Source organism: Streptomyces sp. SID5643, assembly GCF_009872555.1.
Classification (GTDB): Bacteria; Actinomycetota; Actinomycetes; order Streptomycetales; family Streptomycetaceae; genus Streptomyces; species Streptomyces iakyrus.
Window position 1 is genome coordinate 1 of sequence record NZ_WWIC01000194.1, and the last position, 15578, is coordinate 15578.

Below are 15578 nucleotides of genomic sequence, written 5' to 3' on the forward strand. Positions count from 1 at the left end.
GCTGCCGGGGCGCAGGTCGTAGGCCGGGCGGGCGGGCGCGCGGGGGTGGGGTGCCGTGCCGGACGGCGGGACGACCTCGCGCGCGGCGACCCGGGTGCCCGAGCCCTGCCGGGCGGTGAGCCAGCCCTCGGCGACCAGGTCGGCGTAGGCGTCGGCGACGGTGTTGCGGGCGATGCCCAGGTCGGCGGCGAGCGCACGGGAGGAGGGCAGCCGGGTGCCCGGGGCCAGGCGGCCGGAGCGCACCGCCTCGCGCAGGGCGTCGGTCAGCCCCCGGCGCAGGCCCGGCCCGGTCGGCTCCACATGCAGGTCGATGCCCAGAGTGGCCCAGGGTTCCGGCATGGAAATGGACCATACTCCTGGGCTGCTTCCCTCTTAGGGTCGAGGGCATGACGACGCACACCGGCACCCCGGCGACCGTGGAGTACGCCCCCGAGCAGCCCGCCCGCCTGGAGTGGGCCAAGCACGCGCCCGAGGTCTACAAGGCGATGGTCCGGCTGGAGACCGCCGCACGGAAGGGCCTCGACCACACGCTGTACGAGCTGGTGAAGATCCGCGCCTCCCAGATCAACCACTGCGCGTTCTGCATCGACATGCACACCAAGGACGCCCTGGCGGCGGGCGAGAGCGTCGAGCGGATCGTGCAGCTGAGCGCCTGGGACGAGTCGCGGCACTTCTACACCGCGAAGGAGATCGCCGCGCTGGAGCTGACGGAGGCGGTGACGGTCCTGACGGACGGCTTCGTGCCGGACGAGGTCTACGACAACGCCGCGCAGCACTTCGAGGAGGCGGAGCTCGCGCAGGTCATCGCCGCGATCACGGTGATCAACGCCTGGAACCGGTTCGGGGTGACCTGCCGGATGGCGCCGGGGCACTACGAGCCGGGCCAGTACAACTGAACCCTCTCCCGACTGAAGCAGGGGGATTCCTGGCTCGGGAAGCCCTGCGGGTCAACAGCCGGCAAGGTCCTACCCCTTCAACACCAGGTGGGACGGAACCTGCCCGGTGGTGTAGGGCCGCCGCCAAGCACTTCGACGAGGCCGGGCCGGCCCAGCTGATCGGGCTGGTCGTCGCCATCAACAACCGGAACCGGGTGACGGTCGCACGCCGGATTCCGCCAGGGGGATACACACCATGAGCAGAACCGACGAGTTCCGCGCCCTGCACCACCACCGGGCGCCCGGCGACCCGCTGGTCCTGCCCGGGCCGTGGGACGCGGCCAGTGCGCGGGTGTTCGCCGAGGCCGGGTTCCCCGCGCTCGCCACGCCCAGCGCCGGGGTCGCCGCGTCGCTCGGCCACGAGGACGGGCAGGTGCCGGCCGGCGAGATGTTCGCGGCGGTCGCCCGGATCGCCCGGGCCGTCGACGTGCCGGTGTCCGCGGACGTGGAGGGCGGCTACGGACTCGCACCGAAGGAACTCGTGGAGCGGCTGCTGGAGGCGGGTGTGGTCGGCTGCAACCTTGAGGACTCCGAGGGCGGAGTCCTCAAGGAGCCGCGGGCGCACGCCGACTGGCTTGCGGAGGTGCGGGAGGCGGCCGGTGACCGGCTCTTCGTCAACGCCCGCATCGACACCTTCGCCCGCGGGGTGGACGATCCCGAAGCGGCCATCGAGCGGGCCGCGTTGTACGTCGCCGCGGGGGCCGACTGCGTGTACCCGATCGGGGCCCCGCCGGAGATCCTGCCGCTGCTGCGGGCCGGCATCCAGGGGCCGATCAACGTGGGGGCCCTGTCGGACGAGGGCCCCTCGCCCGCCGAACTCGGCGAACGAGGGGCCACCCGGATCACCTTCGGTCCGGGGCTCCAGCGGCGGGCCACCCGCGCACTGCGGGAGATCGCCGCGGGGCTGCGACGGTAGGGACGCTCAGGACAGCCACTTCTTCCACGTGGACTCGTGGCTGTCCACCCACTTCTTCGCCGCGTCCTCCGGCGTCATCTTCTGGTCGGCGATCATCAGGGAGACCTCGTTCTGGTCCTCGGTCGTCCACTTGAACTTCTTCAGGAAGGCCGCCGCCTTGCCGCCGCTCTTGGCGAAGTCCGCGTTGAGGTACTTCTGCAGCGGCGTGTGCGGGTAGGCGCAGGCGACCTTCTCCGGGTCGGCGTCGCAGCCCTCCTTGTAGGGCGGCAGCTTCACCTCGGTCATCGGGACCTTCTTGAAGAGCCACTGCGGGGAGTACCAGTAGGTGAGGAAGGGCTTCTTCTCCTTGGCGAACTGCTTCATCTGGGTGATCTGCGCCGCCTCGGACCCGGCGAACACCACCTGGTAGTCCAACTTCAGGTTCTTCACCAGCGCCTTGTCGTTGGTGACGTAGGACGGCGAACCGTCCATCAGCTGGCCCTTGCTGCCGCTCTCCGGGGTGCGGAACCGGTCGGCGTACTTGTTGAGGTTCTTCCAGTTCGTGACGTCCGGATGCTTCTTGGCGAAGTACGTCGGGACGAACCAGCCGATGTGGCCGGTGACGCCGAGTTCGCCGCCGGGCGCGATCGTCTTCTTGTCCTTGACGTAGCGCTGCTCCTGCTCGGGGTGGCCCCAGTCCTCCAGGAGCGCGTCGACGCGGCCCTGGCTGAGGGCGTCCCAGGCGGGCACCTCGTCGACCTGGACGGTGTCGACGCGGTAGCCCAGCTCGTGCTCCAGGATGTACTGGGCGACGGCCACGTTGGACTGGGCGCCCACCCAGGACTGCACGGACAGGGTCACGGTCTTCGAGCCCTGCGCGTTGGCGAAGGGCGAGGCCTGCTTGGTCATGTCGGCGGCACCGCAGCCGGTGAGCAGCGCCAGGGAGCTCACCGCGGCGACCGCGGCGGTCGTACGGATCCGCATGTCAGGCTCCCTTCTTCGCGCGGCGTTCGGTGGGCTGGGTCACCCGGTCGAGCATCAGGCCGAGGCAGACGATCGCCGCGCCGGCCACCAGACCGGTCGCCAGGTCGCCCTGGGCGAGGCCGAAGACGACGTCGTAGCCGAGGGCGCCACCGCCGACCAGGCCGCCGATGACGACGACGGCGAGGACCAGCACGAGGCCCTGGTTGACGGCGAGCAGCAGTGCCGGGCGGGCCAGCGGGAGCTGCACCTGCCGCAGTTGCTGCCAGCTGGTAGCGCCCAGCGAACTGGACGACTCCAGCGCGGCCGGGTCGACCTGGCGCAGGCCCTGGGTGGTGATGCGGACGACGGCCGGCAGCGCGTAGACGATCGCGGCGGCGACGGCCGGGGCGCGGCCGACGCCGAACAGGGCGACGACCGGGATCAGGTACACGAACTGCGGCATCGTCTGGAACACGTCGAGGACCGGGCGCAGCGCCCGCTCCAGGCGGTCGCTGCGGGCCGCGGCGATACCGACGGCGAAGCCGACGACCAGGGTGACGGCGACGGCCGCCAGCACCTGGGAGAGGGTGTCCAGGGACGGCTTCCAGACACCGAGGACGCCGATCGCTGCCATGGCCAGGACGGCGGTGAGCGCGGTGCGCCAGGTGCCGATGACCCAGGCCAGGGCGGCGACGATCAGCAGGACCGACCACCAGGGCAGCGCCTGGAGGCCGTCGCGCATCGGGTCGAGGACCCAGGTGGTGAAGTGGCCCGCCCAGTCGGCGGTGCCGCCGACGACGGGGACGCCCGAGTACAGATGCGCGGTCATCCAGTCGACGGCGCGGTTGACGGGCTCGGCGATGCCGACGACCCACGCGTCGGGCCAGTCGAGGCGGCCCGCGAGCCGCCCGGCGACCGCCACGACCACGACCCCGGCCAGGGCGAAGAGCCAGCCGCGGCCGCTGTGCGGCTCGGGTTCGGCGCCGAGCTTCTCCCCCGCCGCACCGGTGACGCGGTCCAGGACGACGGCCAGCAGCACGATCGGGATGCCGGCGGCGAGCGCGGCGCCGACGTCGACCGAGGCCAGGGCCTGGTAGACGCGGTCACCGAGACCGCCCGCGCCGATGACGGCCGCGATGACGGCCATGGACAGCGCCATCATGATCGTCTGGTTGAGGCCGAGGAGGAGTTCCTTGCGGGCCAGCGGGATCCGGGCGGTCAGCAGCCGCTGGCGTGCCGTGGAGCCGAGCGACTCGACGGCCTCCAGCACGCCCTTGTCGGCGCCGCGCAGCCCGAGCGAGGTCAGGCGGGCCATGGGCGGGGCGGCGTAGACGACGGTGGCCAGGACGGCCGCCGGGACGCCGATGCCGAAGACCAGCACGACCGGCAGCAGATAGGCGAAGGCGGGCAGCACCTGCATGGTGTCCAGGACCGGCCGCAGCACGCGGTCCATCCGGTCGGACAGCCCGGCTGCGAGTCCGAGCAGCGCGCCGACGACGACCGACGCGAGGACCGCGACGACCATCAGGGCGAGGGTCTGCATGGTCGGCACCCACATGCCGAGCAGCCCGCAGGCGAGGAACGCGGCGGCCGTGCCGAGCGCCAGCTTCACACCCGCCACGCGCCAGGCGACCAGGGCGCCCAGGGCCGTGACGCCCGCCCAGCCGACGGCCAGGAGGGTGAGGTAGACGGCCCGTACGGCGATGACGACGACGTTGCTGACGTGGCCGAAGAAGTAGAGGAACAGCGGGTGGCTGTCGCGGTTGTCGATGATCCAGTCGCTGGCCTTGGCGAGCGGCTCGGAGAAGTCGACGGTCAGCGCGCTGGGCCAGGTACCGCTCGCCCAGCGGGCGTTGGCCAGCGGCACGAGGATCGCGGCGGCGAGGGCGAGCAGCAGCAGCTTGTGGACGGCCCGGTGCCTGAGGAGGGCGGGCAGGCCCACCCGGGGCGGGTTCGCGGTGATGGTCGCCATCAGACCGCCTCCTTGGGCTGCACCGTCCCGGGCGGAGCGGGCTGCTCCGTGCCGGCGACGACACCGAGGAGCGTGTCGGAGTCGACCACGCCCACGCAGCGGCCCTGGTCCACGACCCGGGCCGGAGCGCCGGCGCGGGCGACCGCCTCGATCGCCTCGGACACCGTCGCGTCGGGAGGCACGGCAGGCCCGCTGCCGTCCTGGCCCGCCGTCGGGCGGCGCATGGCCGTGCGGACGGTGAGGACCTGCTCGCGCGGGACGTCCCGGACGAACTCGCGGACGTAGTCGTCGGCGGGCGCGCCCACGATCTCCTCGGGCGTGCCGAGCTGCACGACCTTGCCGTCGCGCATCAGGGCGATGCGGTCGCCCAGCTTCAGGGCCTCCTGGAGGTCGTGGGTGATGAAGACCATCGTGCGGCCCTCCTCGCGGTGCAGCCGGACGACCTCCTCCTGCATGTCCCGCCGGATCAGCGGGTCGAGCGCGCTGAACGGCTCGTCGAAGAGCAGGACTTCGGGGTCGGCGGCGAGCGCCCGGGCGAGGCCCACGCGCTGCTGCTGGCCGCCGGAGAGCTGGCCGGGGCGGCGGTGCTCCATGCCCTCCAGGCCGACCTTGGCCACGACCTCGGCCGCCCGCTCGCGCCGCTCGGCCTTGCCCACGCCCTGGATCTCCAGGCCGTAGGCGACGTTGTCGAGGACGGTGCGGTGCGGCAGGAGGCCGAAGTGCTGGAAGACCATCGCGGCGCGGTGGCGGCGCAGTTCGCGCAGCCGGGAGCGGTCCATGGCGCGGACGTCCTCGCCGTCGATGGCGATGGTGCCGGCCGTCGGCTCGATCAGCCGGGTCAGACAGCGCACCAGCGTGGACTTGCCGGAGCCGGACAGGCCCATGACGACGAAGACCTCGCCCTTGCGCACGTCGAAGCTGACGTCCCGGACGGCGGCGGTGCAGCCGGTGCGCGAGCGCAGCTCGGCGGGGTCGAGGGCGGTGAGCTCGGGGTCGGCGGGAACGCGCTCGGCCTTGGGGCCGAACACCTTCCACAGTCCCTCCACCGAGAAGACGGGCGCGGTGGTGTCCATGGTCTGCTCCGTCGGGGGTTCGAGGGTCGCGGTCACTTGACACCACCACCGATCAGCTCGGCGGCCTTCTCACCGACCATGAGGACTCCGATCATCGGGTTGACGGTGGTCATCGTGGGGAACACGGAGGCGTCGGCGATGCGGATGCCCTCCAGGCCGCGGACGCGCAGCTCGGGGTCGACGACGGCCAGTTGGTCGTCGGCGGCGCCCATCTTGCAGGTGCCGGCCGGGTGGTAGACGGTGTGCGCGACCTTGCGGGCGTACTCGCTGAGCTCCTCGTCACCGGTGACGTCCGGGCCGGGGGCCACCTCGCGCTTGAGCCAGCCGGCCAGCGGCTGGGTCTTGGCGATCTCACGGGCGATCCTGATGCCGTCGACGAGGGTCCTGCCGTCGTAGTCGTCCTCGTCGGTGAAGTAGCGGAAGTCCAGGGCGGGCTTGACCTCGGGGTCGGCGCTGGTCAGGTAGAGCCGGCCGCGGCTCTTCGGCTTGGGGATGTTAGGGGTCATGGAGACGCCGAACTCCGGCCGCTGATAGCCCAGTCGCTCCGGGTTGTCCGTGAACGGGATCTGGTAGAAGTGGAACATCAGGTCGGGGTGCGCCAGTTCGGGGTCGCGGCGCACGAACAGGCCCGCGTCGGAGTCCATCGCGGAGTTCTCCGGGATGGGGCCGTCGGTCTCCCAGACGATGACGGACTCGGGGTGGTCGAGCAGGTTCTCGCCGACGCCCGGCAGGTCGTGCGTGACGGGGATGCCGAGCTTCTCCAGGTCGGCCCGGGGGCCGATGCCGGAGTGCATCAGCAGCCGGGGCGAGTCCACGGCACCGGCGCACAGCAGCACCTCGTTACGGGCCTTGACGAGGATCTCCTCGCCGTCCTTGGTCCGCACGTGCACGCCCTCGGCGCGGTCGCCGTCGAGCTGGAGCTTGTACGCCCAGGTCTCCAGCAGGAGCGTCAGGTTGGGCCGCTCGTCCATCACCGGGTGCAGGTACGCCACCGACGCCGAGGACCGCTTGTTGTTCTCGGGGTGGTAGGCGAGGTCGAAGAAGCCGACGCCCTCGGTGAACGGCTTCTTGTTGAAGCCGTCGACGCGTGGCACGCCCAGCGCTTCCTGGGCGGCGTCGACGAAGTCACGGGCGATGGCGTTCCGGTCCTTCTCGTCGACCGGGACGATGTTGTTGAGCAGCCGGGCGAAGTACGCCTCCATCTGCACCGCGCCCCAGCCCTTGGCGCCGGCCTCCTCCCACTCGTCCCAGTCGGCGGGCAGCGGCTTGAAGGCGATCAGGGTGTTGTGCGAGGAGCAGCCGCCCAGGACACGCGCCCGGCTGTGCCGGATATGCGAGTTTCCGCGTGGCTGTTCGGTGGTGGGGTAGTCGTAGTCGAGTTCGCCGCCGAGCAGGCCCATCCAGCGGCGCAGGGTCAGGACGTCGTCACGGCCGACGTCACTGGGGCCGCCCTCGATGACGGCGACGGTGACGTCCGGGTTCTCGGTCAGGCGCGAGGCGATGACGGAACCTGCGGTTCCGCCGCCTATCACGACATAGTCGTACTCATGACTGGTGTGGGACATGGCGTACTTGCTCCAGTGGGGATGAAGTGAACGGGCTCGGGGACGGGGACGTTCAGCCCGGGGTGTGGGGGTCAGCCCGGGATGAGGGGTCGGCGGCCCGGCGGGGTGTGGGGTTCAGCCCGCGAACCAGCGCACCGGCTTGGGAGCGAGGTTCTGGTAGACGTGCTTGGTCTCCCGGTACTCGGCGAGTCCGGCGGGACCGAGTTCGCGGCCCACTCCGCTCTTGCCGAAACCGCCCCACTCCGCCTGCGGCAGGTAGGGGTGGAAGTCGTTGATCCAGATCGTGCCGTGGCGCAGCCGGCCGGCCACACGGCGGGCGCGGCCCGCGTCGGCGGTCCAGACGCCGCCCGCGAGTCCGTACTCGGTGTCGTTGGCGAGGGCGACGGCCTCGTCCTCGGTGCGGAAGGTCTCGACGGTGAGGACCGGCCCGAAGACCTCCTCCCGCACGACGCGCATCTCGCGGTGGCAGTGGTCGAGGACGGTCGGCTCGTAGAAGTAGCCGCTCTCGGGGCGCTGCGGGGACGGCTCGGGGCGCTTGCCGCCGGAGCGCAGCACCGCGCCCTCCTTGAGGGCGGACTCGACGTACATCTCGACCTTGGCGCGCTGCTGCTCGGAGACGAGCGGGCCGCACTCGACGCCGTCCTCGGTGCCGCGGCCGAGGCGGATCTTCTCGGCGCGCCGGGCGAGTTCGGTGACGAAGCGGTCGCGGACCGACTCCTCGATGATGAGGCGGGCGCCGGCCGAGCAGACCTGGCCGCTGTGGATGAAGGCGGCGTTGAGGGCCTGGTCGACGGCGGTGTCGAAGCCCTCCTCGGTGGCGCAGGCGTCGGCGAAGACGACGTTGGGGTTCTTGCCGCCCAGTTCGAGGGCGACCTTCTTGACGGTGGGCGCGGCTGCCTGGGCGACCTTGGTGCCGCTGGCCAGTCCTCCGGTGAAGGAGACCAGGTCCACATCGGGGTGCTCGGACAGGCGTGCGCCGACCGAATGCCCCGGGCCGGTGACGATGTTGGCGACGCCCCCCGGGAGCCCGGCCTCGACGAGCAGGTCGATGAGCGCGATCGTCGTCATCGGGGTGATCTCGCTCGGCTTGATGACGAAGGTGTTGCCGGCGGCGAGGGCGGGGGCGATCTTCCAGCTGGCCTGGAGCAGCGGATAGTTCCAGGGCGTGATCATCGCGCAGACGCCGATCGGCTCGTGCACGACGACGCTGTGGACGTCGGGCGAGCCCGCGTCCACGACCCGGCCGGGGGCCTCTCCGGCGACCAGGTCGGCGAAGTAGCGGAAGGCGTCGGCGACGCAGTCGATATCGACGCGGCCCTCCTCGACGGTCTTGCCCGCGTCCTGGGCCTCCAGCCGGCCGAGCTTCTCGCGGTCCCGCACGAGGAGATCGGCGACGCGGCGCAGCAGCGCGGCCCGCTCGGGGACGGGCGTGTGCGGCCACGGCCCCTCGTCGAAGGCGCGCCGGGCGGCGGCGATCGCCAGATCGGTGTCCTTCTCGTCGCCCTCCGCGACCACGGCGAAGGGCAGGGCGTCCGCGGGGTCGAGGATCTCGCGGGTGGCCCCGGAGGTGGCCGCCCGCCACTCTCCTCCCGCATGGATGGTTTGGCGTGCCTGAAGTTCGGTACTTTCCGCCATGATCGCTCTTCGCCTTCCGTTCCTGATCAGCGCCCCTGTGTCACATTCGTGTCACTAAGAGACCGAGTTCGCCTGCCCGACTCCCTCGGATGCATGCGCGCCGATGGCCGAAAGTGCGCTGTGTCACGCGAGATGTGGACAAACAGGAACAAAAGGTGCGGAGAAATCGCCTCGCCGACCCGTACGAAGACCGCAGGCCCCGCACCGGGCAACCGGTGCGGGGCCTGCGGACGGAGTGCTGAGCGACTCGGGGTCAGATGAGGCCGAGGCCGCGGACCGCCTCGCGCTCCTCCTCCAGCTCCTTGACGGAGGCGTCGATCCGGGCGCGGGAGAACTCGTTGATCTCCAGGCCCTGGACGATCTCGTACGTGCCGTCCTTGGTGGTGACGGGGAAGGAGGAGATGAGGCCCTCCGGGACGCCGTAGGAACCGTCGGACGGAATACCCATGGAGACCCAGTCGCCGTCGGCGGTGCCGTTGACCCAGCTGTGGACGTGGTCGATGGCGGCGTTGGCGGCGGAGGCGGCCGACGAGGCGCCACGGGCCTCGATGATGGCGGCGCCGCGCTTGGCGACGGTCGGGATGAAGTCCTCGGCCAGCCACTTCTCGTCGTTCACGACCTCGGCGGCGTTCTTGCCGGCGATGGTGGCGTGGAAGATGTCGGGGTACTGGGTGGCGGAGTGGTTGCCCCAGATCGTCAGGCGCTTGATGTCGGCGACCGTCGAGCCCGTCTTCTTCGCGAGCTGGGTCAGCGCGCGGTTGTGGTCGAGGCGGGTCATCGCGGTGAAACGCTCGGCCGGTACGTCCGGCGCGGCGGCCTGGGCGATGAGGGCGTTGGTGTTGGCCGGGTTGCCGACGACCAGCACCTTGATGTCGTCCGCGGCGTGGGCGTTGATGGCCTGGCCCTGCGGCTTGAAGATGCCGCCGTTGGCCTCCAGCAGGTCGCCGCGCTCCATGCCCTTGGTGCGGGGGCGCGCGCCGACGAGCAGACCGACGTTGGCGCCGTCGAAGGCGACGTTCGGGTCGTCGGTGATGTCGATGCCCGCCAGGAGCGGGAACGCGCAGTCGTCCAGCTCCATGGCCGTGCCCTCGGCCGCCTTCAGCGCCGGCGTGATCTCCAGGAGGCGCAGCTTCACCGGCACGTCCGCGCCGAGCAGCTGACCGGAGGCGATGCGGAAGAGCAGGGCGTAACCGATCTGGCCGGCCGCGCCGGTGACGGTGACGTTCACGGGAGTGCGGGTCATGGCGTTCTCCGTATGACAGCTGGCGGTGGGGCGGTCCCTGCCCCGGACGTTTGATCGATCTCTTGGCGTCAAGAGATCCGACCAGCGGTCAGGCTATCGCGCATCCGGGATCTCGTACGTCCGGGTCGGTGTGGCCCGGCCCACAACTCCGGCCCGCCCTGGGACGCGCACCCGCCCCCACGCGAGAGGCGGCCGCCCGTCCGGGAGAGGAGGACGAAGGCGGCCGCCTGGGGGATACCGACCATGCCGGACTCCCGTGGGGGTACGGTTCGCGTGCCCCCGATCCGGGCGGGCATTCCTCCCCCTCGGAAATTCCTCACCCGGGCCGGTGGCACCGCTGTGCGCCCGGGCCCAGCAGCGCAGCGGCAGCGTGCCTGCTCGGCCTAGTCGGTGCAGCCCTTTCCACCGGCCGTCAGCGTCGCGCAGGCCTTGGCGTCGGCGGCGCCCTTCACGGCGACCATCGGGGTGTAGGCGATGGTGTCGCCGGCCGCCGTGATGCTGCCGGTCTGCTTCGCCTTGCCCGAGCTGATCTCGACCTCGTCGCCCTGTGCGGCCTGGGTGATACGCCCCCAGGCCGCCTTGCAGGTCTCGCTGTAGCGGACCTCGACGACGGTCGTCCCGACGGTCGCGGTGGAGGCCGTGGTCACCAGGTCACCGCTGCACCCCATGGCCTCCGCGTCCTTCCCGGTGCAGCCGGCGCCGCTGCACTTCACGCCGGGCGGCAGCTTCGGGTCGGTGCTGACGGTCGGCGAGGGCGACTTGGCGCCGCCCTTGGCCTCGTCGTCGCCACCGCCGCCGGTGAGGTAGAACGCGCCGGCGATCACCACCAGCACGCCCACGACACCCGCGACGAAGGTCGCGGTCCGCTTCTTGCCCGCCGGGGCGGAAGGGGCGCGGCGGGTCCCGCCGGCACCGCCGCCGCCCGCACCACCGGCCCGGGCCGGGACGGCGTCCTGCGGTTCGCCGTACGAGCCTGCCCCGGCGCCGGGAGTCCGGCCGCCGGGCGATCCCGCGTGGGTTCCGGGCCGTGAGCCGGGCCGGGATTCCCGGTCCGCCCCGGGTCCGGCGGAACGGCCGCCCGCCGGCGACGGGCCCTGGTAACCGGCCAGTCCCCACGAGTTGACCTCGGGCGCGGCGTCCCGGCCGCTCTCCTCCCGCACGCCCGCGCCGCTGGAGTCCTGGACCTCGGGGGCCGTCGGCTGCGACGGCACGGTCGGGGCCACACCGGCCGGCCCCGCGATGCCCGGCGTGACCGTGGTGCCGCCGCTCCGGCGGGCCGGCTTGCCGCCGCCCGCCGAGGCCGCTCTGCCCTCGCCCGCCGAGGCCGCCTTGCCACCGGCCGAGGGATCGCTGAAGTCCTGTCCGCCGAACTCCCCGAGCGCGGCGCGCGCCTGGGAGATCCGGATGGCCTCCATCGTCATGTCGTGCCGCATCTCCGAGCGGCTCCAGGCACGCTCGGCGAGCTCCCACATGGTGGTCAGGTGCACCGGATTGGTGCCGGTGACCTCGGCCAGGGCCACGATCGCGCCCTTCGGCGCGAGCAGCCGGCCGTTCAGGTAACGCTCCCACGACGTCTTGCTGTAGCCCGTGCGGTCCGCCACCGACGCGATGCTCAGACCGCTGCGGTCCACGAGCCTGCGCAGCTGACTGGTGAACTCCCTGATCTGCGGATCGAGCTCATCCGGCAAGGCCTTCCAACGAGGCATTGCTCCCCCTCTTCCCCCGTACGTGCTGATATTTCTCGCGCTTCTTCGCCCCGCGCGTGGCGGCCTTGGCCGAGTCCCCGTTCTGGATACCCACAGGGATGCGCCCAGTCAGGATCTCAGTTCCCTGACGGGGGGCGCACAGGAGCATGGTGACCGCGCGCGGTACACCCTGGACCGTCCTGATTGTCCCTGCCAATCGCCGCGTCGCACCACTTTGTGCGGTATCGGAAGCGAGACGTACCGGAACTGTCACTTCCGTGCCACAGCGCACTGACAGCCGTTGAACAGGCCGTTCGCCGTGCAGGAGGGTGGTGCGTGACGGCGGCCCGTCCTTCCTCGGGGGAGAGGGCGGGCCGCTGTCCCGTCACTCGTTGGTGACCGTGAAGTGCAGGGTGTCCTTCAGGAACGGGATCTGCAGCAGCGGATTCGGCTGGGCCATCAGCGCCAGCAGAACGATCACGGTGCCCAGCAGTCCGTACGTGACGATGTCCGTGAACCGGGAGCGGACGGCGAGCATGCCGACGTCCGGCAGCAGCCAGCGCATCGCGCCGCCGCCCAGCAGGGCGGCACCGATCAGCAGCGTCCCGATCCGGAACTGGCCGAACGCCGTCACCAGCAGTCCGAGCCCGGCCAGCCCCAGCACGGCGAGCACGGGCCACTGCCGCGCCGGCGCGGGAGCGTCCCGCGGCGCGGCCCGGCCGCCGCCCTCGGGCCGCGCGGTGTCCTTCGTGAACAGCGGGAAGCGCCGGGTGACCCGCCGCGGCCGCCCCGCGGCGTCGGGCGCGCTGATGGGGTCCCGGACAGTGATGTCCTCCGCGCCATCGTGCCCGCTCGGGGCCTCGGGCCCGCCCGGCGCCTCGGGCCCGCTCGGCGCCTCGTGCCCGCCCGGCGCCTCGTGCCCGCTCGGAGCCCGGTGCTCAGCCGACACTGCGCTCCGCCGCCTCGACCACGTTCGCGAGCAGCTGGGCGCGGGTCATCGGGCCGACTCCGCCGGGGTTCGGGGAGATGAAGCCGGCGACCTCGGCGACGTCGGGGTGGACGTCGCCGACGATCTTGCCCTCGGCGCTGCGCGAGACGCCCACGTCGAGGACCGCCGCGCCGGGCTTCACGTCCTCGGCGCGGATCAGATGGGCGGAACCCGCCGCGGCGACGATGATGTCCGCGCGCTTGAGGTGCGCCGACAGGTCACGGGTGCCGGTGTGGCACTGGGTCACGGTCGCGTTCTCGCTGCGGCGGGTCAGCAGCAGCGGCATCGGCCGGCCGATGGTCACACCGCGCCCGACGACCACGACCTCCGCGCCCTTGGTCTCCACGCCGTAGCGGCGCAGCAGCGTCAGCACGCCGTTCGGGGTGCAGGGCAGCGGGGCGGGCTCGTTGAGGACGAGGCGTCCCAGGTTCATCGGGTGCAGCCCGTCCGCGTCCTTGTCCGGGTCCATCAGTTCCAGGATGCGGTTCTCGTCGATGCCCCTGGGCAGCGGCAGTTGCACGATGTACCCGGTGCAGGCCGGGTCCTCGTTGAGCTCGCGGACGACGGCCTCGATCTCCTCCTGGGTCGCCGTGGCGGGCAGTTCGCGCTGGATGGAGGCGATGCCCACCTGCGCGCAGTCGCGGTGCTTGCCGGCGACGTACTTCTGGCTGCCGGGGTCGTCCCCGACCAGGATCGTGCCGAGGCCGGGCGTGACGCCCTTCTCCTTCAGCGCCGCCACGCGGGCGGTCAGATCGGACTTGATCGCGGCTGCGGTGGCCTTGCCATCGAGAATCTGGGCGGTCATGGCCCCATCCTCGCGGATGACCCCGCCGCGGTTCCAATCCGGCCGCAATCCGGGCACCGCGGGGCCCGTCCTCCCGTATCCGCCCATGATCAGCGATGTTGCACTTGCACAACACATCGGGAATGCGGCTGGACAAGCCGGTCAGTGGTGAAGAACGATGACCCGACAAGTGCCGCGGGCAGCTCAACGGGGGGACGGTCGCAATACTGAAGATTTTCCTCCGTGCGGATGTCACGCGCGTCCCCGCACTCGGACCAACGGAGGAAAGTCCCCCATGAGCTACGGCGACCCGAACAACCCCTACGGCGCTCCCCAGGGGCAGCAGCAGCCGCAGCAGCAGCCGGGCTACGGCTACCCGCAGAACCAGGGTCAGGCTCCCGGCTACGGCTACCCCCAGGCCCCTCCGGTCTCCCCCTACGGCGGCCCCGCCGCGCCGACCACGATGCCCGGCTCGGTGGGCGCGGCCCGCGTGATGATGTGGGTCATCGTCGGTCTCCAGGTCGTCGGCATCGCCGTCTTCGCCTTCGCCGCCGCGGCCCTCAACGCCGCGAAGGACGACGAGTCCCTCAAGGACAACACCGCCTTCCAGGACCTGGTCGGTGACTCGACCGGCGTGATCTGGGGCTACGTCGTGTTCGGCCTGGCCTGGCTGGTGTTCGCCGCCGTCCTGGCGACGAAGTTCAAGAACGGCGGCAACGGCGCCCGGATCACCATCATGGTCTTCGCCATCATCACGGCGGTCCTCGGCATCTACCCGTTCATCCTGGTGGGCCTCGTGCACACGGTCCTCGCCGTCCTGGTGGCCGTCTTCGTCGGCAACGCCAACGGCAAGGCCTGGTTCAACCGGCCCCGCTACTGAGCGGACCGGTCCACCGGACCAGTTCACGCCATTCACTTCCAAGGGCCGTGTCTCACCCGTACGAGGGGGGCACGGCCCTGGTGCGTCGCCCTAACCTGACGGTGGTAGCTGTTCAGGCACGGGGAGAGCACCTTGTTCAGCATCATCGTGGTACCTCCGCCGACCACGGAGGACGAGCGAAACCGCACCCCCACCACCCGCGCGCCCGGCGAACGCCGCGCCTACGGCCTCTTCGCGTGCGGCGCCTTCCGCGTTCCCGGCCGTGGTGACCGGGCCGGGGCGACCCGGTGACCGAGGCCTACGCCGTCCCCGTGCCCAAGGGCTACCGGGTCGGCGACTGGGAGGTGCGCGAGCCCATCGCGACGGGCGCCTTCGGCAGCGTGTACGCGGCCCGGCGCGTCGGCCCCGGCACCGGACTGCCGCCCACGGCCGCGCTGAAGTTCCTGCCCACCGGGACGGCAACGCCCCGCCGGCTGGCCCACCTGCGCGAACTGATCGAGCGGGAGGTCGAGCTGTACCGGCGGCTGAGACATCCGCGGCTCGTGCGGATGTACCAGACGCTGACGGTCGACGACCCGGGCCGTCCGGAACTGGACGGCGCGACCGTCCTCGTCCTGGAGAAGGCCGAGGGCTCCCTGTCGGCCCTGCTCGCCGCCACGCCCCGCCCCGCCGCCGGCCCGGCACTGCTCGCGCAGATCGCCGAGGGCCTCGCCCAGCTGCACGACGCCGGCTGGGTGCACGGCGACCTGAAGCCGGCCAACGTACTGCTGATGGCGGACGGTTCGGTCCGGCTGGCCGACTTCAATCTGGCCGCCGAGCTGGAGGGCACCCACGCCTACACGCCGGCCTTCTCCACCCCCGACTACACCCCGCCGGAACTGCTGTGGACCGAGATCGGCGAACGTGGCCGCCGCATCCGCCCCTCCGCCGACATCTGGGCCTTCGGCGTCCTCGCCCACC

14 protein-coding genes and 1 pseudogene are annotated in these 15578 nt (G+C 71.8%); 5 read left to right on the forward strand and 10 right to left on the reverse strand.

Translation table 11 applies throughout. The features are described from left to right. Window positions 1-339: GntR family transcriptional regulator (locus GTY56_RS22325; protein WP_161367110.1), on the reverse strand; the 339-nt coding region annotated here is incomplete at its 3' end. A gap of 47 nt (window positions 340-386) precedes the next feature. Between GTY56_RS22325 and GTY56_RS22330 the strand changes: the two genes are divergently transcribed. Continuing rightward, window positions 387-896: a carboxymuconolactone decarboxylase family protein gene (locus GTY56_RS22330; protein WP_161367111.1), complete on the forward strand. Its 510-nt coding sequence runs from the start codon at window positions 387-389 to the stop codon at window positions 894-896. Window positions 897-1131: 235 nt separating this feature from the next. Next, window positions 1132-1851 (forward strand): isocitrate lyase/PEP mutase family protein, encoded by a 720-nt coding sequence (locus GTY56_RS22335; RefSeq protein ID WP_161367112.1) that lies wholly within the window; start codon window positions 1132-1134, stop codon window positions 1849-1851. Between the two features lie 6 nt (window positions 1852-1857). On the opposite strand, the gene GTY56_RS22340 is transcribed toward GTY56_RS22335, so the two are convergent. From GTY56_RS22340 to GTY56_RS22380, 9 genes are all read right to left on the reverse strand, one after another. Then, a complete protein-coding gene (locus tag GTY56_RS22340; protein ID WP_161367113.1) occupies window positions 1858-2814 on the reverse strand; it encodes an ABC transporter substrate-binding protein in 957 nt (318 codons plus the stop codon). Between the two features lies 1 nt (window position 2815). Next, window positions 2816-4765 carry an ABC transporter permease gene (locus GTY56_RS22345; protein ID WP_161367114.1) on the reverse strand — a complete coding sequence of 650 codons (1950 nt, stop codon included), beginning with the start codon at window positions 4763-4765 and terminating at the stop codon, window positions 2816-2818. After that, on the reverse strand, window positions 4765-5838 hold the full coding sequence (locus GTY56_RS22350) for a quaternary amine ABC transporter ATP-binding protein (protein ID WP_161367124.1): 1074 nt from the start codon (window positions 5836-5838) through the stop codon (window positions 4765-4767). The genes GTY56_RS22345 and GTY56_RS22350 overlap by 1 nt, the downstream gene beginning before the upstream one ends. 32 nt (window positions 5839-5870) lie before the next feature. Next, window positions 5871-7403: a GMC family oxidoreductase gene (locus tag GTY56_RS22355; RefSeq protein WP_161367115.1), complete on the reverse strand. Its 1533-nt coding sequence runs from the start codon at window positions 7401-7403 to the stop codon at window positions 5871-5873. A 114-nt stretch (window positions 7404-7517) separates the two neighbouring features. Then, window positions 7518-9038 (reverse strand): aldehyde dehydrogenase family protein, encoded by a 1521-nt coding sequence (locus GTY56_RS22360; RefSeq protein WP_161367116.1) that lies wholly within the window; start codon window positions 9036-9038, stop codon window positions 7518-7520. Between the two features lie 253 nt (window positions 9039-9291). Next, the gene (locus tag GTY56_RS22365; RefSeq protein WP_161367117.1) at window positions 9292-10281 is read right to left on the reverse strand and encodes a malate dehydrogenase; all 990 of its coding nucleotides are present in this window, start codon (window positions 10279-10281) and stop codon (window positions 9292-9294) included. Between the two features lie 383 nt (window positions 10282-10664). Further along, window positions 10665-11987: a helix-turn-helix domain-containing protein gene (locus GTY56_RS22370; RefSeq protein WP_161367118.1), complete on the reverse strand. Its 1323-nt coding sequence runs from the start codon at window positions 11985-11987 to the stop codon at window positions 10665-10667. A 364-nt stretch (window positions 11988-12351) separates the two neighbouring features. Further along, the gene (locus GTY56_RS22375; protein WP_161367119.1) at window positions 12352-12915 is read right to left on the reverse strand and encodes a DUF3017 domain-containing protein; all 564 of its coding nucleotides are present in this window, start codon (window positions 12913-12915) and stop codon (window positions 12352-12354) included. Beyond that, a complete protein-coding gene (locus GTY56_RS22380; protein ID WP_161367120.1) occupies window positions 12905-13759 on the reverse strand; it encodes a bifunctional methylenetetrahydrofolate dehydrogenase/methenyltetrahydrofolate cyclohydrolase in 855 nt (284 codons plus the stop codon). The genes GTY56_RS22375 and GTY56_RS22380 overlap by 11 nt, the downstream gene beginning before the upstream one ends. A 274-nt stretch (window positions 13760-14033) precedes the next feature. Here GTY56_RS22380 and GTY56_RS22385 point away from each other — a divergent pair, with 274 nt between their 5' ends. The 3 genes and pseudogenes from GTY56_RS22385 to GTY56_RS22395 form a co-directional block, all read left to right on the forward strand. Beyond that, window positions 14034-14618: a hypothetical protein gene (locus tag GTY56_RS22385; RefSeq protein ID WP_161367121.1), complete on the forward strand. Its 585-nt coding sequence runs from the start codon at window positions 14034-14036 to the stop codon at window positions 14616-14618. Between the two features lie 132 nt (window positions 14619-14750). After that, a pseudogene (locus tag GTY56_RS41605) lies at window positions 14751-14846 on the forward strand (FHA domain-containing protein); the annotation flags it as partial. A 59-nt stretch (window positions 14847-14905) separates the two neighbouring features. After that, the coding region (locus tag GTY56_RS22395) for a protein kinase domain-containing protein (protein WP_161367123.1) at window positions 14906-15578 on the forward strand (673 nt) is incomplete at its 3' end.